The sequence below is a fragment of the Kribbella sp. CA-293567 genome, from assembly GCF_027627575.1.
GTDB lineage: Bacteria > Actinomycetota > Actinomycetes > Propionibacteriales > Kribbellaceae > Kribbella.
The window spans coordinates 7,210,195-7,229,720 of sequence record NZ_CP114065.1 but is presented as its reverse complement, the minus strand read 5'-3'; the positions used below and the strand labels follow the sequence as shown (position 1 = coordinate 7,229,720).

General features: G+C 69.5%; 19 protein-coding genes and 1 riboswitch. Of the genes, 9 read left to right on the top strand and 10 right to left on the bottom strand.

Annotated elements, in window-relative coordinates; translation table 11 throughout:
- The first annotated feature begins 2 nt into the window (after positions 1 to 2).
- Positions 3 to 1,532, top strand: a complete 1,530-nt coding sequence (locus OX958_RS33585) for an alpha/beta hydrolase (protein WP_270134331.1) — start codon at positions 3 to 5, stop codon at positions 1,530 to 1,532.
- Positions 1,533 to 1,572: 40 nt separating this feature from the next.
- On the opposite strand, the gene OX958_RS33580 is transcribed toward OX958_RS33585, so the two are convergent.
- Positions 1,573 to 2,199, bottom strand: a complete 627-nt coding sequence (locus OX958_RS33580) for a hypothetical protein (protein ID WP_270134330.1) — start codon at positions 2,197 to 2,199, stop codon at positions 1,573 to 1,575.
- A gap of 92 nt (positions 2,200 to 2,291) precedes the next feature.
- Here OX958_RS33580 and OX958_RS33575 point away from each other — a divergent pair, with 92 nt between their 5' ends.
- Positions 2,292 to 2,621, top strand: a complete 330-nt coding sequence (locus OX958_RS33575) for a sterol carrier family protein (protein ID WP_270139194.1) — start codon at positions 2,292 to 2,294, stop codon at positions 2,619 to 2,621.
- Between the two features lie 15 nt (positions 2,622 to 2,636).
- Here OX958_RS33575 and OX958_RS33570 read toward each other — a convergent pair whose 3' ends face one another.
- Both OX958_RS33570 and OX958_RS33565 read right to left on the bottom strand, forming a co-directional pair.
- Positions 2,637 to 3,440 carry a hypothetical protein gene (locus OX958_RS33570; RefSeq protein WP_270134329.1) on the bottom strand — a complete coding sequence of 268 codons (804 nt, stop codon included), beginning with the start codon at positions 3,438 to 3,440 and terminating at the stop codon, positions 2,637 to 2,639.
- Between the two features lie 124 nt (positions 3,441 to 3,564).
- Complete coding sequence (locus tag OX958_RS33565; RefSeq protein ID WP_270134327.1) at positions 3,565 to 3,702, bottom strand: hypothetical protein; 138 nt, start codon at positions 3,700 to 3,702, stop codon at positions 3,565 to 3,567.
- Positions 3,703 to 3,723: 21 nt separating this feature from the next.
- Here OX958_RS33565 and OX958_RS33560 point away from each other — a divergent pair, with 21 nt between their 5' ends.
- The 6 genes from OX958_RS33560 to OX958_RS33535 all read left to right on the top strand — a co-directional run bounded on the left by OX958_RS33560 (position 3,724) and on the right by OX958_RS33535 (position 10,136).
- Positions 3,724 to 5,028 (top strand): MFS transporter, encoded by a 1,305-nt coding sequence (locus OX958_RS33560; RefSeq protein WP_270134325.1) that lies wholly within the window; start codon positions 3,724 to 3,726, stop codon positions 5,026 to 5,028.
- A gap of 11 nt (positions 5,029 to 5,039) precedes the next feature.
- Positions 5,040 to 6,011, top strand: a complete 972-nt coding sequence (locus tag OX958_RS33555; RefSeq protein ID WP_270134323.1) for a hypothetical protein — start codon at positions 5,040 to 5,042, stop codon at positions 6,009 to 6,011.
- Between the two features lie 68 nt (positions 6,012 to 6,079).
- Positions 6,080 to 6,263, top strand: a riboswitch (cobalamin riboswitch).
- Positions 6,264 to 6,285: 22 nt separating this feature from the next.
- Positions 6,286 to 7,305 carry an ABC transporter substrate-binding protein gene (locus OX958_RS33550; protein WP_270134322.1) on the top strand — a complete coding sequence of 340 codons (1,020 nt, stop codon included), beginning with the start codon at positions 6,286 to 6,288 and terminating at the stop codon, positions 7,303 to 7,305.
- Positions 7,302 to 8,324: a FecCD family ABC transporter permease gene (locus OX958_RS33545; protein WP_270134320.1), complete on the top strand. Its 1,023-nt coding sequence runs from the start codon at positions 7,302 to 7,304 to the stop codon at positions 8,322 to 8,324. Before OX958_RS33550 ends, OX958_RS33545 begins: the two co-directional genes overlap by 4 nt.
- Entirely contained in the window at positions 8,321 to 9,349 is a 1,029-nt protein-coding gene (locus tag OX958_RS33540) for a FecCD family ABC transporter permease (protein ID WP_270134319.1), read from the top strand. Before OX958_RS33545 ends, OX958_RS33540 begins: the two co-directional genes overlap by 4 nt.
- A 1-nt stretch (position 9,350) precedes the next feature.
- On the top strand, positions 9,351 to 10,136 hold the full coding sequence (locus tag OX958_RS33535) for an ABC transporter ATP-binding protein (protein ID WP_270134317.1): 786 nt from the start codon (positions 9,351 to 9,353) through the stop codon (positions 10,134 to 10,136).
- Positions 10,137 to 10,287: 151 nt separating this feature from the next.
- Here the strand turns inward: OX958_RS33535 and pdxR are convergent, their stop codons facing one another.
- Entirely contained in the window at positions 10,288 to 11,838 is a 1,551-nt protein-coding gene (gene pdxR / locus OX958_RS33530) for a MocR-like pyridoxine biosynthesis transcription factor PdxR (protein WP_270134316.1), read from the bottom strand.
- Between the two features lie 81 nt (positions 11,839 to 11,919).
- Here pdxR and OX958_RS33525 point away from each other — a divergent pair, with 81 nt between their 5' ends.
- Positions 11,920 to 13,401 carry a CYTH and CHAD domain-containing protein gene (locus OX958_RS33525; protein WP_270134314.1) on the top strand — a complete coding sequence of 494 codons (1,482 nt, stop codon included), beginning with the start codon at positions 11,920 to 11,922 and terminating at the stop codon, positions 13,399 to 13,401.
- Between the two features lie 110 nt (positions 13,402 to 13,511).
- Here the strand turns inward: OX958_RS33525 and OX958_RS33520 are convergent, their stop codons facing one another.
- The 6 genes from OX958_RS33520 to OX958_RS33495 all read right to left on the bottom strand — a co-directional run bounded on the left by OX958_RS33520 (position 13,512) and on the right by OX958_RS33495 (position 19,525).
- Complete coding sequence (locus OX958_RS33520) at positions 13,512 to 15,158, bottom strand: solute symporter family protein (protein WP_270134312.1); 1,647 nt, start codon at positions 15,156 to 15,158, stop codon at positions 13,512 to 13,514.
- Positions 15,155 to 15,499 carry a DUF485 domain-containing protein gene (locus OX958_RS33515; RefSeq protein WP_270134311.1) on the bottom strand — a complete coding sequence of 115 codons (345 nt, stop codon included), beginning with the start codon at positions 15,497 to 15,499 and terminating at the stop codon, positions 15,155 to 15,157. Before OX958_RS33515 ends, OX958_RS33520 begins: the two co-directional genes overlap by 4 nt.
- Positions 15,500 to 15,707: 208 nt before the next feature.
- Complete coding sequence (locus OX958_RS33510) at positions 15,708 to 17,243, bottom strand: sodium/solute symporter (protein WP_270134309.1); 1,536 nt, start codon at positions 17,241 to 17,243, stop codon at positions 15,708 to 15,710.
- Between the two features lie 12 nt (positions 17,244 to 17,255).
- Positions 17,256 to 17,636 (bottom strand): hypothetical protein, encoded by a 381-nt coding sequence (locus tag OX958_RS33505; RefSeq protein ID WP_270134307.1) that lies wholly within the window; start codon positions 17,634 to 17,636, stop codon positions 17,256 to 17,258.
- A gap of 1 nt (position 17,637) precedes the next feature.
- Positions 17,638 to 18,384, bottom strand: a complete 747-nt coding sequence (locus OX958_RS33500) for a LytR/AlgR family response regulator transcription factor (protein WP_270134306.1) — start codon at positions 18,382 to 18,384, stop codon at positions 17,638 to 17,640.
- 10 nt (positions 18,385 to 18,394) lie between these two features.
- Positions 18,395 to 19,525, bottom strand: coding sequence for a histidine kinase (locus OX958_RS33495; RefSeq protein WP_270134305.1), 1,131 nt, complete (start codon positions 19,523 to 19,525; stop codon positions 18,395 to 18,397).
- Position 19,526: the final 1 nt, after the last annotated feature.

The following is a 19,526-nucleotide window of genomic DNA, read 5'->3' as shown; positions in this document are numbered from 1 at the left end:
AGATGCGCAGGACGACCGTGGTGGTGACGGGCTTCGCGCTCCTGGCCGGTGGATGCGGGGTGGCCAGCCGGGCGCAGGATGCCGAAGGGCCGGGTGGGACACAACCGAGCGCCGGGCCGACAGGACCGGCCGGGCCGGTGCCGGCGGGGCTGGAGAAGATCTACAGCCAGCAGCCGAACTGGGAGCGCTGCGGGCAGGGCAACCAGTGCGCCACCATCAACGTGCCGCTCGACTACAGCAAGCCGGACGGCAAGACGATCGAACTGCGGGCCCGCAAGGTGCCGGCGCGGGACCGGGCCGGCAAGATCGGCACGCTGTTCATCAACCCGGGCGGGCCGGGTGCCTCCGGGCAGCAGTTCGCGGCCTCGGCCGGGTTCGTGCTCGGCGCTCCGCTGCTGCGGAAGTTCGACGTGATCGGCTGGGACCCACGAGGGGTGGCCGACTCGACGCCGGTGCGCTGTCTCGACGCCGAGCAGCTGGACAAGTTCATCGAGGCGGACGGCAGCCCGGACGACGAGGCCGAGATCGAGGCGCTGAACACCCAGGCCAAGACCCTGGCCGACGGCTGTCAGCAGCGCTCCGGCGAGCTGTTGCCGCACGTCTCCACCAAGGACTCCGCCCGCGACATCGACGTACTGCGGGGCATCGTCGGTGACTCCGAGCTCTACTACCTCGGGATGTCCTACGGGACGATGCTCGGCGCCACCTACGCGGAGCTGTTCCCGAAGAACGTCGGCCGGCTGGTGCTCGACGGCGCGGTCGACCCGTCGAACTCGGCCCAAGAGAACAACATGGCCCAGGCGAAGGGCTTCGACACCGCGCTGGAGGCCTTCGCCGAGGACTGCGCGCAGCGGTCCTGCCGGCTGGGCAGCTCCAAGGCCGAGGTGCTCGCCAATGTCGACAAGCTGATCACCGAGTCCGACGCCAAGCCGCTGCCGGGCGACGGCGATCGGGAGGTGACCCAGGCGCTGGTCGTACTGGGCGTCATCTTCCCGCTCTACGTGAAGGACTACTGGCCGCGGCTCGAGGACGCGGTGGTCGACGGGCTGGCCGGCAAGGGCGCCCGGCTGCTGGCGCTCGCCAACGAGTACACCGACCGTACGCCGCGCGGCTACGGCAACAACCAGAACGAGGCGATCTACGCGGTCAACTGCATCGACCGCCCGGACCTCACCTCGGTCGCCGAGGCGAAGGCCGACGAGCCGAAGTACAAGGCCGCCTCGCCGCGGTTCGGCTCGTTCCTGCTCTGGGGCTCGCTGCCGTGCGCGAACTGGCCGGTGAAGCCGGTGGACAAGCCGCACACGATCAAGGCGACCGGTGCGAAGCCGATCGTCGTGGTCGGCACCACCCGCGACCCGGCGACGCCGTACGACTGGGCCGTCGGGCTCGCCGGCCAGCTGGACAGCGGCGTCCTGATCACCCGCGACGGCGACGGTCACACCGGGTACAACGAAGGAAACCAGTGCGTCGACGACGCCATCGAGACCTACCTGCTGAAGGGTACGGCGCCGGCGTCCGACATCAAGTGCTGATCGGTACGCCGGCCCCGCGCCGGCGCCGCGGTACCGCGCGCTAGTTGGGCCTCGTGTCGCCCGCGCCCGCACTGAGCTGCAGGCTGTCGGTGGCGCGCTGGAGGACGGTCCGGAGGCCGGCCTCGTCCTGCGGGCGGCCGCCGACGGTGATCTCGACCAGCGTGCGCTTGCCGTCCTCGCTGGGCCGGAAGCTGGAAAGCCCCATCCGCGGACCGCGGGTCTGGTCCGTGTAGGTGTAGATCAGGGTGCCGTTGTCGCGGCTGATCACCTTGAGGTCGCGCTCCTCGATGCTGCGGGCGCGGTTGTCGACCAGCTGGTCCGGCGACTGGCTGCTGCCCCGGGTGTCGAACCGGATCTGCCAGACCCCGGTCGGATCGACGTACCTCGGTCTGGTGCCGCCGCTGCTGCTCTTCCAGGTCGACGGCACCTCGGCGGTCGCCGGCGCGTTGTCGGCCCCGAAGGGCTGGGAGGAGAACTGGAGCGAATCGGCCTGCAGACCGTCGCCACTGGTGGGGGTCTGAGTCGGCTGACTGGCGACCACCTTGGTGGCGGCTGGGTCGTCGCCGGAGAAGTTGCCGTTGATCGCCAGAACGGTGCCGAAGACGGCCACCCCGACGGTCATTCCCGCAAGTGTCGCCAGCAGCGCCTGGTGCCTGGGCGTGAGCATCCCGACCTCACTTCCGCGTCTCGGTGCGCTTCTCGATTATCGGGTACGAAGGGGGCGTCGGCGAAACCCGCGTACCCTTTCCGCCTGTGGAGATGGACGAAGCGCTGCGCTCGTACGACGACGGCGAGGCCGGCCGGGCGGAACTCAAGCTGCTGGTGAAGGAGCTGCTGAAGCTTCTGGTCGCCAAGGCGCCCGGCCACGCGGTGGAGGTACGCGTCCCGCCGTACGGCGCGGTGCAGTGCATCGAGGGTCCACGCCACACCCGCGGTACGCCGAAGGCGGTGATCGAGATGCCCGCCGAGATGTGGATCGACCTCGCGCTGGGACGGATCACCTGGGCGGCCGCCCGCGCCACCGGAAAGGTCCGCGCGTCGGGGGAACGCACGGACCTGACCGAACTACTTCCGCTCTTCGAGCACTGAGAGAACCACCGAGGGTCAGTGCAGGGCCTTGACCACGGTACGGCCGTGGATCAGCAGCAGCTTGCCGTCGTCGCGGAGCTGCAGGACGGTACCGGGCTTCTTGGTGACGATCGCCCAGGGTGAGCCGAAGGTCTCCTCGACGCCGAAGGTGCCGGCCGGGGAGAGGAAGGCCCAGTAGTCCACGAACGGCTTGTACGGCGCCGTCCACAGTACGGTCTTGTTGTTCTGCAGCAGTTGCAGAGCGCCGGTCGGGCGCATCTGCAGCGAGTAGACCCGGCTGCGGGAGAACAGCACCACCGGGCCCCAACTGCCGCCCGGGGAGTAGATCCGGCTGCCCGGTGACATCGTCTCGATGATCATCTTGTAGTTCCAGACCGATCGGCCGGCCGTGTTCTGGATCGTCAGCAGGCCGTCGGTCGGCAGCACGAGCTTGGCGTTCGGGCTGGCCTTCGCGCCACCGATCCAGTACTTCGTCCGGCCGTGGACGATGCTGAGGCCACCGTCCTTCTCCATCACCAGGACGGACCCCGCGCGGGCGGTGCCGGTCTCCCACACCCTGCCGGTCCCGGTCCTGACCAGTTCGACGTTGCCGGTCGCGCGCATCACCAGTGTCCACTGGCGATCCGTGGAGCGGATGTACTGCCCCGACAGCAGCCGCTGGCCGGGCAGCAGAGTGTTGGAGATCGCCGTGGTTGCGGCGCTGGAGACGCTGGAGGTGGTGGCTGCCTGCGCCGGCGCGGTCGTCAGCGCAGTGCCGGTGGCGACGGTGGCCACGGCCGCAGCGAGTGTGGCGACGGAGCGCAGTGTGGTCTTGATCATGCGGGTGGGTCCCCTTTGGTCGAAGAAAGCTCTCTATGAGTTAGACACAAGAAAGGGGGTCCCGCGTTGGGTCGGCAGCCACTATTGCAGCTACCTGCAACAGTGGCCGCCGGCCGCGGCAGGGTCAGCGGCCGCCGGTGCCAATCGCCCAGACCGGCGTACGGCCGGAGATGACGGCCAGGTTGCCGTCCTTCTGCATGACGATGGTCGAGGCCTTGCGGTTGGTGACAGTAGAGGCGAAACAGGTTCGTCCAAGGGTCACTTCGAGTGTCACCATGTGCCAGTGGCAACAAGTTTCCGGACCCGGCTGGACCGGCTGAAGATCGATCTGACCCCGTGGCGCGGGTCGCGGGACTTCCGGATCCTGGTGATCTCGGGCTCGGTCTTCTTCCTCGGCGGCATGGTCGGTTACGTGGCGTTGCCGTACCAGCTCTATCAGTTGACCGGCTCCAACTTCGCGGTCGGCGCGATGGGGCTGGTGACGATCGTCCCGCTGGTCGTCTTCGGCCTGTACGGCGGTGCGCTGGCCGATCACGTCGATCGCCGCAAGATGCTGATCGCGACCGGCGTCGCGCAGGCGGCGATCTGCTCGCTGATGCTGGCCAACTCGCTGCTGTCCAACCCGCAGATCTGGCTGATCTACGTCTGTGGCGCTCTCAACGCGATCGCCACCTCGCTGCAGCGGCCGAGCCGCGAGGCGTTGTTCCCGCGAGTGGTCAAGCACGACGAGATGGCCGCCGCGGTCGCGCTGACCTCGGTGACGATGCAGGTCGGCCAGCTGGCCGGCCCCGCGCTGGGCGGCGTACTGGTCGGCACGGCGGGGGTGACCTGGGCGTTCGCGATCGAGCTGGCCGGCCTGGTGATCGCGACCGTCCTGTACGCCGGGCTGGGGTCGTACAAGACCAGTGAGCACAGCAGACCGCCGAGCCTGCGCGGGATCGGCGAGGGGATCAGCTACGCCTATCGCCGCAAGGACCTGCTGGCCACCTATCTGGTCGACATGGTCGGGATGTTCCTGGCGATGCCGATCGTGCTGTTCCCGGCCTTCGCGACCGAGATCCTGAAGGAACCGAAGCTGCTGGGGCTGCTCTACAGCGCCGAGGCGATCGGCGCGATGTGCGCCAGCCTGACCAGCGGCTGGGCCAGACGCGTGCACCACCAGGGCCGGGCGGTGGTGATCGCGACCATGGTCTGGGGCGCGTCGGTCGGCATCGCGGGGCTGGCGCCGAACATCTGGTTCGCGGTCGGCTTCTTCGCGATCGCCGGGGGCGCCGACATGATCTCGGTGCTGTTCCGGTCGGTGATCTGGAACCAGACCATCCCCGACGAGATGCGCGGCCGGCTGGCCGGGATCGAGATGCTCGGCTACTCCCTCGGGCCGCTCGGCGGTCAGGCCCGCTCCGGTCTGGTGGCCGACGCCACCAGCGTCCGGACGGCGATCGTCAGCGGTGGAGCGCTCTGCGTCGTGGGGGTGGTCGGCACGGCGGTCTGGCTGAACGAGTTCTGGCGTTACGACTCCCGCACCGACGAGCACGCCGTCCGCGAGCGCGAACTTCGCACCGAGCCAGGACCTGGGTCCAAGACGTAGGCTCTGTCACCATGCGTACCCGCTCGGTAGTAGCTCTGCTCGGCAGTACTGCGCTCCTGGCCGGCTGCGGCGGTCCTGGCGGCGAGACCGCTCCTAGCGTGCCGCCACTCGTCTCCATCAGCACGACTCCGACCGAGACCACACCTACGCCGAGCGAGACGCCCAGCAGCCCGCCCACCGCGAAGGTGGCAGACACCCTGTGCACGCGAATGGACCAGACGCTCGTGCAGAGCGCCCTGGCCGCCCCCGCCGTACAGATTCAGCTGAAGCCGGCGCCCGCGGAGTTCGGGTTCCCGTCGTACGACGTGTGCCAGTTGAGGCTCAGCACGAGTGCCAGCGGTCCCGTACTGCGAGTCGGCACCTCTGTCTTCCCGTCGACCCCGGCAGACCTCGCTGCGGCGCGGAAGGCCTACGAGGCGACCAAGGGCGAGGCTGCCAAGGTGGTGACGATCGGCCAGGGTGGTTTCGGGACCAGCCGGTTCGTGGTGTTCCTGCTGGAGGGCAAGTTGTTCAAGGTCAGCGGACCGCCCGCGACGCTGGCGAAGTACGTCGTACTGGGGGAGGAAGCGGCTCAGCAGGCCGACGGGTTGCCGGACAGCGAGCCGCTGATCATCCGGCCGGAGTGCGAGCGAGGCACCAAGTCCGCCGCGATCGCGATGGGCGTCGAGGCGGCCATCCGCCGCGACGGTGAGACCGAGGCGGGCGACATCGTCTGCGGCTGGATCACCAGGACCCGCGTCCTCTACTCCACGGTCCGTCGAGTGGCCGACGCCGAAGCCGTCATCGCCCCCACCCGCAAGGCCGCGACCTCCCAGTCGGTCCCGCTGGGCGACGAGGGTTACATCGACACCGCCAGCGGCCGCGGCGTCATCCGCGTCGGCGCCGACAAGATCGTCGACCTCGTCCCCCTCCCGGCCGGCACCGCCGACAAGGACGACATGGTCGCCTTCGCCCTCGCCATGTCCGGCCTCTACACCCGCTGATGCGCCCCGGCCGGCAGCCGTGCCGGCTGGACGACAGGGCCGCTTCCTGCGACGAGGTTGCAGGTGGGTTACCTTTACCGCGTCGTGGTGTTCGGGAAACCGGTGTGATGCCGGTGCGGCCCTCGCCACTGTGATCGGGATGTTCCTGGGTGATCCGGAGACGGAGACCACTGGCCTAAGTCGGCTGGGAAGGTCAGGCCCAGGGATGCGGTACCCGTCAGCCAGGAGACCGGCCACGGCGTGTCACACCGTCCACGAGGTGCTGGAGGCGCGCGTGAAAACGCTGGCTGCTGCTGTTGTCGTACTGTCCCTGGTCACCGGCTGTAGCGGAGCTGCCGCGCAAGCGGGGCCTGCCGCCGATGCGGTGACGGTGAAGAACTGCGGGGTCGACGTCACCGTCGACGGCCCGCCGAAGCGGGTGTTCGCGGCGTACCAGCCGGCCATCGAGATGGCGCACGCGCTGGGGATCTCCGACCGCCTGGTCGGTACGGCGTACCTGGACGCGGAGGTGCTGCCGGCGTACGCCGCGGCGCAGCGCGACCGCAAGTACTACCAGAACCTGCCGAGTCGCGAGGAACTGCTCAGCCAGGAGCCGGACTTCGTGCTCTCCGGCTTCAACGACGTCTTCGCCAGCGCCGGCAGCGACGGCAGTTTCGGCACCCGCAAGAGCCTGGCGGACCTCGGTGTCCAGACCTGGATCTTCGGCCCGCTCTGCCCGACCGCGGACGGCAAGGGCGACGAGGCGATCGACCCGGCGACGGTCTCGATGGACAACGTGTACGCCGATCTGCGCGACCTCGGCAGGCTGTTCGGTGCCGGCGAGAAGGCCGAGGCCGTGATCGCCGACCAGCAGCAGCGGATCGCGGCGGTGGAGGCGAAGGTGAAGGGCGCGGACCGGCCGACCGTGGCGATCCTCCGGCCCGGCCTCGAGGGCGGTGGCCTGACGGTGTCCGGCGGCCCGGACTTCGGCACGGTGCTGATCCGACAGGCCGGTGGGGTGAACGCGTTCGCCGACCTCACCTCGAAGCGGAACGTGAAGATCAGCGTCGAGGAGTTCATCAAGCGTGATCCCGACTACGTCCTGATCAGCGGCTGCTGTGAGGCCGACCTGACCGAGGCGAAGGTGCAGCCCGACGTACAGAAACTGCTGGCCAACCCTGCCTTCGCCAACTTGAAGTCGGTGCGGAACAAGCGCGTCGTGCCGTGGCTGTTCGCCCACCACTCGGCCGGCGTCCGTGGCGCCGGGTCGACCGAGCTGATCGCCAGGATCATTCACCCCGATCTGGTCAAGTGAGGTCCGAGCCGGCCCTGCTGCGGCACGGTGGCTCCCGAACCGCCGGTCTGCTGGTGGCGGTCGCCGTGCTGCTGGTCGCCGTGCTGCTGTCGATGCTGGCCGGCAACCAGTGGTTCGGGCCTCACGACGTGTATGTCGCGGCAGCCGACTTCACCGGCTCCGACACGGACCGGGTGATCCGCTACCTGCGGTTCCCGCGGACCGCCGTCGGCGTGCTGGCCGGAATGGCGCTGGGCCTGGCCGGTGCCGTGATGCAGGGCATCACCCGCAATCCGCTGGCCGATCCGGGCATCCTCGGCGTCAACGCCGGAGCGGCACTGGCGATCGTGGCGGCGATCGGGCTGCTCGGCGTCCAGTCGTTGACCGGCTATGTCTGGTTCGCGATGGGTGGCGCGCTGGTGGCCACGGTCGTGGTCTACCTGGTCGGTTCGGCCGGCCGGGGCGGCGCGACTCCGGTCAAGCTCGCACTGGCCGGTGCCGCGTTCTCGGCGCTGCTCGGATCGGTCACCTCGGCGATCACCCTGCTGGATCTCACCGCGCTGAACGAGTTCCGGTTCTGGGTGGTCGGGTCACTCACCCTGGCGACCGGTGGGATCGTCGTCCAGAGCCTGCCATTCGTTGCCATAGGCACCGTTTTGGCGCTGTTGCTGGGCCGTTCGCTGAACCAGATCGCACTCGGGGAGGAACTGGCAGCCGGCCTCGGCACCCGCGTCGGTGTGGTCCGCGTCCTGGCCGCTCTGGCGATCGTGCTGCTTGCCGGTACGGCGACCGCGATGGCCGGACCGATCGCGTTCGTCGGCCTCGCCGTACCGCACGTCGCTCGGGCGCTGGTCGGCGCCGACTACCGCTGGATCCTGCCATGGTCGCTGGTCCTCGCTCCGACGATGCTGCTGCTCGCCGACGTGGCCGGCCGGTTCGTCGCCCGGCCGGACGAGCTGCAGGTCGGCATCGTCACCGCGCTGATCGGTGCGCCGCTGTTCATCGCGCTGGTCCGCCGACGGAAGCTGGCCGAGCTGTGAAGGCGCTGCGGATCGGGCCGGTCTCCACCCGGATCGACCTGACCAGCATCGTGGTGACCGTGGTCGCGCTGACGGCGACGGCGGCGATCGGCGCGGTGTCGCTGACGATCGGCGACTACGAGATCCCGCTGCCGAAGGTGCTGGACACGCTGGCCGGCAACGGATCGCTGATCCTGACCGACGTCGTGGTCAACAACCGGCTGCCACGAGTGCTGGTGGCAATCGGAGTGGGCGTCGCGTTCGGTGTCTCCGGTGCCGTCTTCCAGCGGCTGGCGCGCAACCCGCTGGTCAGCCCCGACCTGATCGGGATCAACTCCGGTGCCGCGCTGGCCGCGGTGCTGGTGATCACCGTGATCGGCGCCGGCTCCGGCTGGCTGCCGGCCGGAGCGCTGATCGGAGCGGTGCTGACCGCCGTCGTCATCTATCTGCTCGCGTACAAGAAGGGCATCACCGGCTACCGGTTGGTGCTGGTCGGGATCGGGATCACCGCGATGGTCAGTTCGATCACTGTCTACCTGCTGACCCTCGCCGACATCTACACCGCCAGGAGCGCCACGATGTGGCTGGCCGGCAGCCTGGCAGGCAGGAGCTGGCCGCACGCGACCTTGATCGGCGTCAGCCTGCTGGTGCTGGTCCCGGCTGCGCTGGCCTCGTCGCGGCAACTTCGATTGCTGGAACTGGGCGACGACCTGGCGCGCACTCTGGCCGGCCGGGTGGAGCTGTCGCGGGGACTGCTGATCGCCATCGGTGTCGGCCTGGCCGCCCTGGCGACCGCAGCGGCGGGCCCGATCGCCTTTGTCGCGCTGGTGGCCCCGCAGATCGCCCGGCGGCTGGTCGCCGAGCGGGTCGCGGGACTGCTCGCGGCCGGAGCGATCGGTGGGCTGCTGGTGGTGGCCGCGGATCTGGTCGCCCGGGAGATCTTCGCGCCGACCGCGTTGCCGGTGGGGATCGTCACCGCGTTCCTCGGTGCGCCATACCTGTTGATCCTGATGGCCCGCGCGAACCGCGTCGGGCGAGGAGGCTGACATGCCCGTACTCCGGACCGAGAACCTGACCCTGGCGTACGGCGGAACGCCGGTGGTCTCGGAGCTGTCCGTCGAGATCCCGGCCGGCCGGATCACCGTCATCGTCGGCGCGAACGCCTGCGGCAAGTCCACCTTGCTGCGGGGGCTGGCGCGGCTGCTCACCCCGAAGGGCGGAGCCGTCTACCTGGACGACGCCGACCTGGCTCAGCTCTCCGGCGGAGCGCTGGCGGCCAGGCTCGGCATGCTGCCGCAGCAGCCGGTGGCACCGGACGGGATCACGGTCTCCGACCTGGTCGGTCGTGGGCGGCATCCGCACCAGCGGTGGTTCCGGCAGTGGTCGAAGGAGGACGAGCGGGTGGTCGCGGCGGCGTTGCAGGCCACCGGCACCGAGGATCTGGCGAACCGTTCCCTCGACGAGTTGTCCGGTGGTCAGCGGCAACGCGTGTGGATCGCGCTCGCGCTGGCGCAGGACGCGGAGACGATGCTGCTCGACGAGCCGACGACGTTCCTGGATCTGGCGCACCAGCTGGAGATCCTCGACCTGGTGCACGACCTCAACCGCGACCGCGGCAAGACGATCGTGCTCGTCCTGCACGATCTCAACCTGGCCGCGCGGTACGCGCATCACCTGATCGCGCTGAAGCACGGCAAGGTAGTTGCTTCAGGCAACCCTGCTGAGGTGGTCACGGCCGCGGTGGTCGAGGAGGTCTTCGGCCTGTCCTGCGAAGTCATCGCCGACCCGCTCACCGGTACGCCGCTGGTACTGCCGCGTCCTCGCCGACTCTAGACAACGGGCAGCGCAGGCGGGCCGGCCCGTACACAACGACAGGCAGTAGTTGCCTCCGAAGGCTTGGCGCAGGCAGCAGCAGGCGGGCGGAGAACGCAGCAGCAGGACTACTGCCTGTCGTTGTGTTCAGTCGGCCGTTGATTGCTGATGGTCAGGACAGGGTTGCCAGGGCTTCGCCGATGGTGGCGACGGCCGCGGCGACCTCGGTGGGTGTGCGGGCGGCGTAGCCGAGGACCAGGCCAGGCTGCAGTGGCCGCTGACAGTGCCAGGACAAGGGCTGGGTCTTGACCCCCAGCTCCAGGGCCGCGGTGACGAGGTCCAGGTCGGACAGGTTCGCCTCGTCGAAGGTGATGGTGAGGTGCAAGCCGGCGGCAGCTCCATGAACCGTTGCTGTCGGCAAATGATTGGCGATCGCGGTGATCATCGCGTCGCGGCGGGCCCGGTGGCGACGGCGGACGAAGCGGAGCTGGCGTTCGAGGTCGCCGGACTTCATCAGGTGGGCGACGGTCAGCTGCGGCAGGCCGGCGTTGCCGAGATCTGCCTGGCGTTTCGCGGCGACCAGATCGCGATGGAAGCGCGGTGGCGGCAGCATCCAGCCGATCCGCAGCGCCGGGGCGAGCAGTTTGGAGATGCTGCCGGTGTAGATCACCTGCTCGGTGAGCATGGCCCGGAGGGCCGGCACCGGCGGCCGGTCGTAGCGGTGCTCGGCGTCGTAGTCGTCTTCGACGATCAGCCCGCCATCGGTTGCCCACTGCATCAGTTCGCGACGGCGTTCTCCGCCCAGCACGACGCCGGTGGGGAACTGATGGGCAGGAGTGACCAGGACGGCGGGTGCACCGCTGCCTCGCAGTACGTCGATCCGTAGGCCGTCGGCGTCGACCGCGACGGGAGGGGTGCGCATGCCCCAGAGCTGCAGGTGCTGACGGGTGCCCAGCGAGCCGGGGTCCTCGACGGCCAGTTCGGTGATCCCCGCTCGGGTGAAGACCTGCGCGATCAGGGCCAGGGCCTGCGAGACTCCGGCGACGATGATCAAGTCGGCGGGGTCGGCCTTGATGCCGCGGTTGCGGGCGAGCCAGTTCGCGACGGCCAGCCGCAGGGCCGGCGTACCGGCTGGGTCTCCGTAGCCGAAGGCCGAGGCCGACAGGTCGCTCAGGACGGCACGTTCTGCCCTGAGCCAGGCGGCGCGAGGAAACGCAGCCAGATCCGGTACGCCGGGAGTCAGGTCGATTCGCGCCTCGGCCGCCCGCATCGCGTCGAAGATCTCCTGGCCCGGTGCGTCCAGCGCAGGCAGCGGCCGGAGCGGCGCCGGCTCGCGGCGCTGTCGCGTATTGGGTCGGCCATCGGCGCTGGGTGCCCGGTTCGGCGATCCGCCGCTGCCCGCCGAGCCTGATCGGGTGGTCCCGATCGGTGTCGCGACGACGATCGTCCCGGCCCGTCCTCGGCCGGTGACGTGGCCGTCCTCGCTGAGGCGCTGGTAGGCCTCGGTCACCACTCCGCGGGACACCTGGAGTTCCGCGGCGAGCTGACGTGTCGCCGGGAGGCGGCTGCCGAGGGGGAGCCGGCCGTCCGCGATCGCCGCCCGGAACTCTCCGGCCAGCCACTCGGCCAGCCCGCCGGCCGGGGCTTCTTCCGGTCGCAGCTGGAGAAAGTCCGTGCCTGCGGTTTCGGCTCTCCCGTCGGCACCTGGTTCGGATCGGCTCACCGGACCATTGTCACCGCACCGACGGCAGCCGTGACCCAGGATCGAGTACGCCGAATTGCCCCGGACTGGTAAACAAGAGGCATGTCGCCGACTGAGCAACTCGAGATCGAGACCAAGTACGACGTCGACGAACACGCGATGCTGCCCGCGTTGCACGAACTGCCCGGGGTGGCGAGCGTCGCCCAGCCGATCGAGCTGCACCTCGAGGCCGTGTACTTCGACACCGTCGCCCTCGACCTGGCCGCGGCCAAGGTGACGCTGCGGCGCCGGACGGGCGGTGAGGACGACGGCTGGCACGTGAAGCTGCCGGTGTCGTCGGGTGAGCGGCTGGAGATCCAGCATCCGCTCAGCAAGTCGGTGCACAAGGTGCCGCTCCAGGTGGTCCGGAGTATCCGCGTGCACGTTCGCGACCGGGAGCTGGTGCCGGTGGTGACCCTGGCGACCCGGCGGATCGTGCACCGGCTGCTGGACGCCGACGGCGAGGTGCTCGCCGAGATCGCCGACGACCAGGTCACCGCGACGGTCGACGGCGAGTCGCAGACCTGGCGCGAGTGGGAGGCCGAGCTCGTCAACGGTGACATGTCGTTGCTCGAAGCCACCGAACCCGTACTGCGTGCCGCGGGCGCCGAGCCGGCCTCGGGGCCGAGCAAGCTCGCGCGGGCGCTCGGTGACCGGGTGCCGGTGCGGGAGAAGTGGGAGCTGCCGAAGAAGCCGTCGACGGCCGACCTGTTCCGCCTCTACGCCGCAGAGCAGGTCAAGGCGATCCAGCAGCGCGACCCCGAGGTACGGCGTGACCTGGCTGACTCGGTCCACAAGATGCGGGTGGCGACCCGCCGGCTGCGATCCGCGCTGGCGACGTACCGGCCGGTGGTCGACCGTGCTGCGGGCGACGAGCTCCGCGCCGAGCTGAAATGGCTCGCCGGCGAGCTGGGCGACGCGCGTGACGCCGAAGTACTGCGCGAGCACTTCAGTACGGCGGTCGACGCGCAGCCGGTCGAGCTGGTGATGGGCAAGGTCGGTGGCTTCATCGACACGCATCTGCGGTCGGTCTACAAGTCCGGCCGGGTCAAGGCACTGGCCGCGCTGGAGAGCGAGCGGTACTTCCGCCTGCTGGACGCGCTGGACGAGCTGCTCGTCGACCCGCCGCTGGTCGGCGAGACGCGCAAGGCCACCAAGCAGCTGCCCGAGCTGCTGGATCATGACTGGAAGCGGATGAGCAAGGCGGTCCGCCGGATGGAGAACGCCGAGGACGCCGCCACCCGCGACCACGAGCTGCACGAGGTCCGCAAGGCCTCCAAGCGACTCCGGTACGCCGCCGAGTCGGCGATCCCCGCGCTGGATGACCAGGCCGACGGGCTGGTCACGCGGGCGAAGGAGGTACAGGAGGTGCTGGGCGACCACCAGGACAGCGTGGTGGCGCGTAACCTGCTGCGCGACCTCGCGGTCCAGGTGTATCTGGACGGCGGCAACGCCTTCACGTTCGGCCGCCTGCACGCGGCCGAGGAGCAGCGCGGTGAGGCCTCCCGGCTCGCCTTCCTGGAGCTGTGGCCGACCCTCAAATGAGAATCGGGGGACCCGGCCGGCTGCCGGGTCCCCCGTCTCGGGGTGAAGCTGTCAGGCAGGTTCGCCAGTGGTGCGCAGGGCCTGCCTGACAGGTCTCGGAGGGGTGCCGATCAGTGCTCGGACGCCTTCTCGGCGCCCGCGCCGGTGAGGGAGCGGACCTCCATCTCGGCGAACTTGTCGACGTTGGTGCCTTCCTTGCTGGTCAGCGTTCCGACGATGCCGAGCACGAACGCCAGCGGGATCGAGACGATGCCGGGGTTGTCCAGCGGGAACCAGTGGAAGTCGATCCCGGTGTCGGTGATCATCGACAGGCTGGCGCCGGTCTTGGCGTCGACCTTGCCCGAGACGACCGGGCTGAAGATGATCAGGAAGATCGCCGAGCCGAGGCCGCCGTAGATGCTCCACAGCGCGCCGCGGGTGTTGAAGCGCCGCCAGAACAGCGAGTACAGGATGGTCGGCAGGTTGGCGCTGGCGGCCACCGCGAAGGCGAGCGCCACCAGGAACGCGATGTTCTGGCCGTTGGCGAAGATGCCGCCGATGATCGCGACCGCGCCGATCACCAGCACGGTGATCCGGGCCACCCGGACCTCGCCGTCGCCGCTGACCTGGCCCTTCTTGATCACCTGGCCGTAGATGTCGTGGGCGAACGACGCGCTCGCGGTGATGGTCAGACCGGCCACCACCGCGAGGATGGTGGCGAAGGCGACCGCCGAGATCACGCCCAGCAGGATCTCGCCGCCGAGTTCGTAGGCCAGCAGTGGCGCGGCCGAGTTCGCCTTGCCCGGGGCCGCCCGGATCGCGTCGGGGCCGACCAGCGCGGCGGCGCCGTACCCGAGGACGAGGGTGAACAGGTAGAAGATGCCGATGATCCAGATCGCCCAGCTCACGCTGCGACGGGCCTCGCGCGAGTTCGGCACGGTGTAGAAGCGCATCAGGACGTGCGGCAGCCCCGCCGTACCGAGCACCAGGGCCAGGCCGAGCGAGATGAAGTCGAGCTTGCTGATCCCCGTTGCGCCGTACTGCAGGCCCGGGTTGAGAATCTTCTCGCCCACGGCCGGGCTCTTGTCGACAGCGGCGCCCAGCAGGCTGGACAGGTTGAAGGTGTACTTCGCCAGCACCCACAGCGTCATGATGCCGGCGCCGATCACCAGCAGGACCGCCTTGACGATCTGCACCCAGGTGGTGCCCTTCATGCCACCGACCAGCACGTAGGTGATCATGATGATGCCGACGACGGCGATCACCAGGCTCTGGCCGGCCCGGTTGTCGATGCCCAGCAGCAGCGCCACCAGACCACCCGCACCGGCCATCTGGGCCAGCAGGTAGAAGAAGCAGACACCCAGGGTCGAGATGGCCGCGGCCATCCGGACCGGGCGCTGCTTGAGCCGGAAGGACAGCACGTCGGCCATCGTGAACCGGCCGGTGTTGCGCAGCAGTTCGGCGACCAGCAGCAGGGCGACCAGCCAGGCGACCAGGAAGCCGATCGAGTACAGGAAGCCGTCGTAGCCGTTCAGCGCGATGGCGCCGGCGATACCGAGGAACGACGCGGCGGACAGGTAGTCGCCGGCGATCGCGATGCCGTTCTGCGGACCGGTGAAGGAGCGGCCACCGGCGTAGAAGTCGGCCGCGCTCTTGTTGTTGCGGGAGGCCCGGATGACGATCGCCAGGGTGGCCACCACGAACAGCGCGAAGATCGCGATGTTGACCTTGGGGTCACCGACAGTGGTTGCTTGCGGCAACAATAGTGGCGCGCTCACGGGGTCTCTCCCTCGATCTGCTCCCGCAGGTTCTTGGCATCCGGGTCGAACTTCTGGTCGGCCCAGCGGACGTAGAGCAGGGTGATCGCGAAGGTGGAGACGAACTGACCCAGCCCCATGATCAGCGCGATGTTGATGTTGCCGGCCACCTTGTGCGACATGAAGCCGGGCGCGTAGTCGGCGAGCAGGACGTAGAGGAAGTACCAGGCCAGGAACAGGCCGGTCATCGGGAAAACGAAGCGCCGGAACCGGCGACGCAGTTCGGAGAAGTCCGGTGACAGCTGGACGTCTCGGTACGTCGTCAGTTCCGGATCGCCGGCCGCGCGGCTGGTATCGCTCATCGCGGGACCTCCAGACAGGATCAGGCCGGGCGGAAACCGGCACGCAGGGTTGCTGGTCCGTACTGTGGTCCAGGTCACTGTCGCGCCGACAGCACCGGACAGCATCGAGCGCCCAGCGGCGCCCACCTCTCGACCGGCGGTGAACCCGGCCACGGTGAACGGTCGGAACCGTACGACGAACGGTCGCCCGCCGGGCCTGCGAACCGGTTCAGCCCGGTGGCAGTCCCCGGTCGACGTCGACGGCTTCGGGGGTGTGCAGGCGGACCATGCTGCGGGCGGTGCCGCGGGGGATCTTGCGCGGGGTGAGCTTGGAGACCACGATCACGGTGAGAAAGGCCAGCGGCATGGTCCAGGCGGCGGGCTGGGCGATCAGCGCCTTGGGCCAGCCGGACCGCGGCGGATCGATCACGTTGATCAGGACCGCGGCGATCGCGGCCACTCCGCCGACCACCAGGCCGGCCGCGGCGCCGACGACCGACATCCTGCGCCACCAGATCCCCAGCACCAGCAGTGGGCAGAAGGTCGAGGCGGCCACGGCGAAGGCCAGGCCGACCGTGTCGGCCAGGCTCAACGCTCCGGTCAGGTTGAAGAACAGGTACGGGATCGCGATGGCCAGCAGGGCGGCGATCCGGAAGCTGTTGACGGCCAGGTAGTCGCCGCCGGTCAGGCGGTGCAGCCGGTTGCGCAGCAGGTCCTGGTCGATCACCCCGGCGATCGCGACGGTCAGGCCGGAGGAGGTGGACAGGAACGCCGCGAAGGCTCCGGCGGCGACCAGCGCGCCGAGGAGATCGCCGACCGTGCCGGGGAAGATGCGGCCGGGCAGTTGGAGGACCACGGTCTCCGCGCCGCTGCCGATCAGTTCGGGGGCGAAGCTGCGGCCCAGGATCGCGTACAGGGGCGGGAAGAGGTAGAACGCGCTGAGCAGCGCGAGCACCACGACCGTCGTACGCCGGGCCGCGCGGCCGTCGGGGTTGGTGTAGAACCGGACCAGCACGTGCGGCAGGCCCATGGTGCCGAAACAAAGGGCCAAGAGCAACGAATAGGTGGCGTAGAGGGGGTGGTCGCGGCCCCCCGCTGTCGACAACGGCTCGGCCCACTCGGCCCCCGCGCCCTGCAGGGACTCCAGGACGCCGATCGGGTGGCCGGACGAACGCCAGGCGACCAGGATGACGAAGATCGGGGCGGCCAGCGCGAAGAGCTTGAGCCAGTACTGGAAGGCCTGCACGAAGGTGATCGAGCGCATTCCGCCGGCGGCGACGTTGATCACCACGATCACCGCGACCAGCGCTGCTCCCATCGCGGGCGGTGCGCCGGTCACCGTGTGGACGGTCAGCCCGGCGCCGCGCAACTGGGGCAGCAGGTAGAGAGTGCCGATTCCGACGACGAGGCAGGAACAGATTCGCCGTACGACGGCGGACTCGAAGCGGGTCTCGGCGAAGTCCGGCAGGGTGTAGGCACCAGAACGCCGCAGGGGCGCGGCGATCAGTACCAGCAGCATCAGATAGCCCGCGGTGTAGCCGACCGAGAACCACAGCATGTCGGCGCCGTTCACCAGCACCAGGCCGGCGATACCGAGGAAAGATGCCGCCGACAAGTACTCGCCGCTGATCGCGGAGGCGTTCCAGCGTGGGCTGACCGCCCGGCTGGCGACGTAGAAATCGCTGGTGGTGCGGGAGATCCGCAGTCCGAACAGACCGATCCCGATGGTCGCCGCGATCACCAACCCGATCGCGGTCAAGCTCATCGCCGAGTTCATCTATTTACGCCCGACGAACTCGGTGAACTCGGCTTCGATCCGCTCGGCCTGCCGGACGTAGATGCGGGCGGCAACATAGACGACCGGATAGACGGCGACGCCGAGCAGCAGCCAGGGCAGGGGGAGGCCGAAGACGGAGAGGGTGCGGGTGGCCGGGACGAGGACGAAGAGCAGGGGCAGGCCGCCGAGGAAGACCGCGGCGCTGCCGATCACCGCGAGCGCGAGCCGCAGCTGCGACTGGATCAGCGAATTCATGTAGACCTCGCCGACCCGGGTCTGCTCGTCGATCTCCCGGGTGCCGGCGTGCGCGGTGGTACGCCGGGCCGCGCTCGTCCTTGGGCTCGTGACGCGAACCCGCCGCGGTGGCTCCGGCGTACTCATCTCAGCCCCGCAAGGTGGTCGAGCGGACCAGCAGGTCGCGGAGCTCGCGGGTGTGCCGGCGGCTGACCGGCAGCCAGTCGTCGCCGACCCGGACGGCGCAGCGGCCGCCGTCGACGCGCATCTCGTCGACATGGGCGAGCGCGACCAGGGTGCTGCGATGGATCCGGGTGAAGCCCGCCTCGCGCCAGCGCTCCTCCAGGGTGCTGAGCGGGATCCGGACCAGGTGCGAGTTCTGCCCGGTGTGCAGCCGGGCGTAGTCGCCCTGCGCTTCGACGTACCGGACGGTGGAGCGTTGCACGAACCGGGTGACGCCGGCCAGCTCGACCGGGATCGTCTCGTCCTCGGAGTCCTCCTGCGGCGGCGCGGCGGTGGGGGTCCGGGCGTTGATCACCCGGCGCACCGCCTCGGCCAGCCGCTCGGCGCGGACCGGCTTCATCACGTAGTCGGTGGCGTGCAGCTCGAAGGCGGCCACCGCGTGCTCGTCGTACGCCGTGACGAAGACGATCTGCGGCGGGCGCTTGAAGTTGGACAGCACCCGGGCCAGGTCGAGCCCGTCCAGGCCGGGCATCTTGATGTCGCAGAACACCACGTCCAGCTCGGCGGCCTGCAGGATCTTCAGCGCCTCGGGCCCGTTCGAGGCGGTCCTGACCGGGCCGATCCGGGCGTCCTGGGACAACAGGTAGACCAGCTCGGCGAGCGCCGGCTCCTCGTCGTCGGCGACGAGGGCACGCAAAGGAGAGTCGGTCATGGGCGACAGACTAAGCGGACGCATGCACGCCTGAGGAGTATTTGGGCACCCGGAAGCTGACCTTTGTGCCCGCTCCCGGAGCGGTCTCGACCACCAGGCCGTAGGCGTCGCCGTAGACCTGGCGGAGCCGGGCGTCGACGTTGCCGAGGCCGACCGAGTCGCCGGCCGACTCGCCCGCGAGGGCAGCGCGGATCACCTCGGGGTCGCTGCCCGAGCCGTCGTCCTCGACGCTGATCTCCGCCTCCAGTCCGCGGTCCTGGGCCCGGATGGTGATCTTGCCGATCCCGGTCGTGCCGTCGAGTCCGTGCCGGACGGCGTTCTCCACCAACGGCTGCACGACCAGGTACGGGATCGCCACCGACAGCACCTCGGGGGCGATCAGCAGCGAGACCTTGAGCCGGTCGCCGAACCGGGCCTGCTCCAGCACGAGGTACCGCTCGACGTTGCGCAACTCGTCGGACAACGTGGTGAACTCGCCGCCGCGGCGCAACGCGTAGCGGGAGAAGTCGGCGAACTCGAGCAGCAGTTCGCGGGCGCGCTCCGGGTCGGTCCGGACGAAGGACGCGATCGCGGCCAGCGCGTTGTAGATGAAGTGGGGGCTGATCTGCGCCCGCAGTGCCCGCAGTTCGGCCTCCATGGCCCGGGTGCGCTCCTTGTTGAGCTCAGCGAGCTCGACCTGGCCGGAAACCCACCTGGCGACCTCTTCGGTGGCCCGAACAAGCGCTGCCGACGAGCGTGGGCTGTAGGCGAGCAGGACGGCTACTACGCGATCTTCGGTGACGATCGGCGCGACCACCGCAGTACGGATCGGGCACTGGGGATCACCGCAGGCGACATCATGAGCACCTAGAACTGCGGTCCGGCCGGTGCGCAGGGTAGCTGCAGCGATTGTCCTTGCCACGCCACGGTGATAGTCCTCGTACGCGCCGCCGACACCGTCCCAGGCCAGCACACTGGTCGAGTCGCAGATCGCGATGGCCGCAGTACCGAGCAGGTCACGGAGGTGCTTGCTCGCCTTGGTCGCCGCCTCGGGAGTCAGGCCTTCGCGCAGACTCGGCGTCGCCAGTGAGGCGGTGTGCAGGGTCGCGTACGTCGCCTTGTCGGCCGAGGTGCCGAAGTGCTTCCGTCGCCGGGCAAACATG

Excerpts from the sequence above, each read along its gene's own strand:
- OX958_RS33500 (WP_270134306.1), bottom strand. The coding sequence starts at position 18,384 with ATGACCGACTCTCCTTTGCGTGCCCTCGTCGCCGACGACGAGGAGCCG.
- OX958_RS33495 (WP_270134305.1), bottom strand. The coding sequence starts at position 19,525 with ATGTTTGCCCGGCGACGGAAGCACTTCGGCACCTCGGCCGACAAGGCG.
- OX958_RS33575 (WP_270139194.1), top strand. The coding sequence starts at position 2,292 with ATGGACGAAGCGCTGCGCTCGTACGACGACGGCGAGGCCGGCCGGGCG.
- OX958_RS33515 (WP_270134311.1), bottom strand. The coding sequence starts at position 15,499 with ATGAGCGATACCAGCCGCGCGGCCGGCGATCCGGAACTGACGACGTAC.
- OX958_RS33570 (WP_270134329.1), bottom strand. The coding sequence starts at position 3,440 with ATGATCAAGACCACACTGCGCTCCGTCGCCACACTCGCTGCGGCCGTG.
- OX958_RS33525 (WP_270134314.1), top strand. The coding sequence starts at position 11,920 with ATGTCGCCGACTGAGCAACTCGAGATCGAGACCAAGTACGACGTCGAC.
- OX958_RS33510 (WP_270134309.1), bottom strand. The coding sequence starts at position 17,243 with ATGAGCTTGACCGCGATCGGGTTGGTGATCGCGGCGACCATCGGGATC.
- OX958_RS33580 (WP_270134330.1), bottom strand. The coding sequence starts at position 2,199 with ATGCTCACGCCCAGGCACCAGGCGCTGCTGGCGACACTTGCGGGAATG.
- OX958_RS33585 (WP_270134331.1), top strand. The coding sequence starts at position 3 with ATGCGCAGGACGACCGTGGTGGTGACGGGCTTCGCGCTCCTGGCCGGT.
- OX958_RS33535 (WP_270134317.1), top strand. The coding sequence starts at position 9,351 with ATGCCCGTACTCCGGACCGAGAACCTGACCCTGGCGTACGGCGGAACG.
- OX958_RS33555 (WP_270134323.1), top strand. The coding sequence starts at position 5,040 with ATGCGTACCCGCTCGGTAGTAGCTCTGCTCGGCAGTACTGCGCTCCTG.
- OX958_RS33505 (WP_270134307.1), bottom strand. The coding sequence starts at position 17,636 with ATGAGTACGCCGGAGCCACCGCGGCGGGTTCGCGTCACGAGCCCAAGG.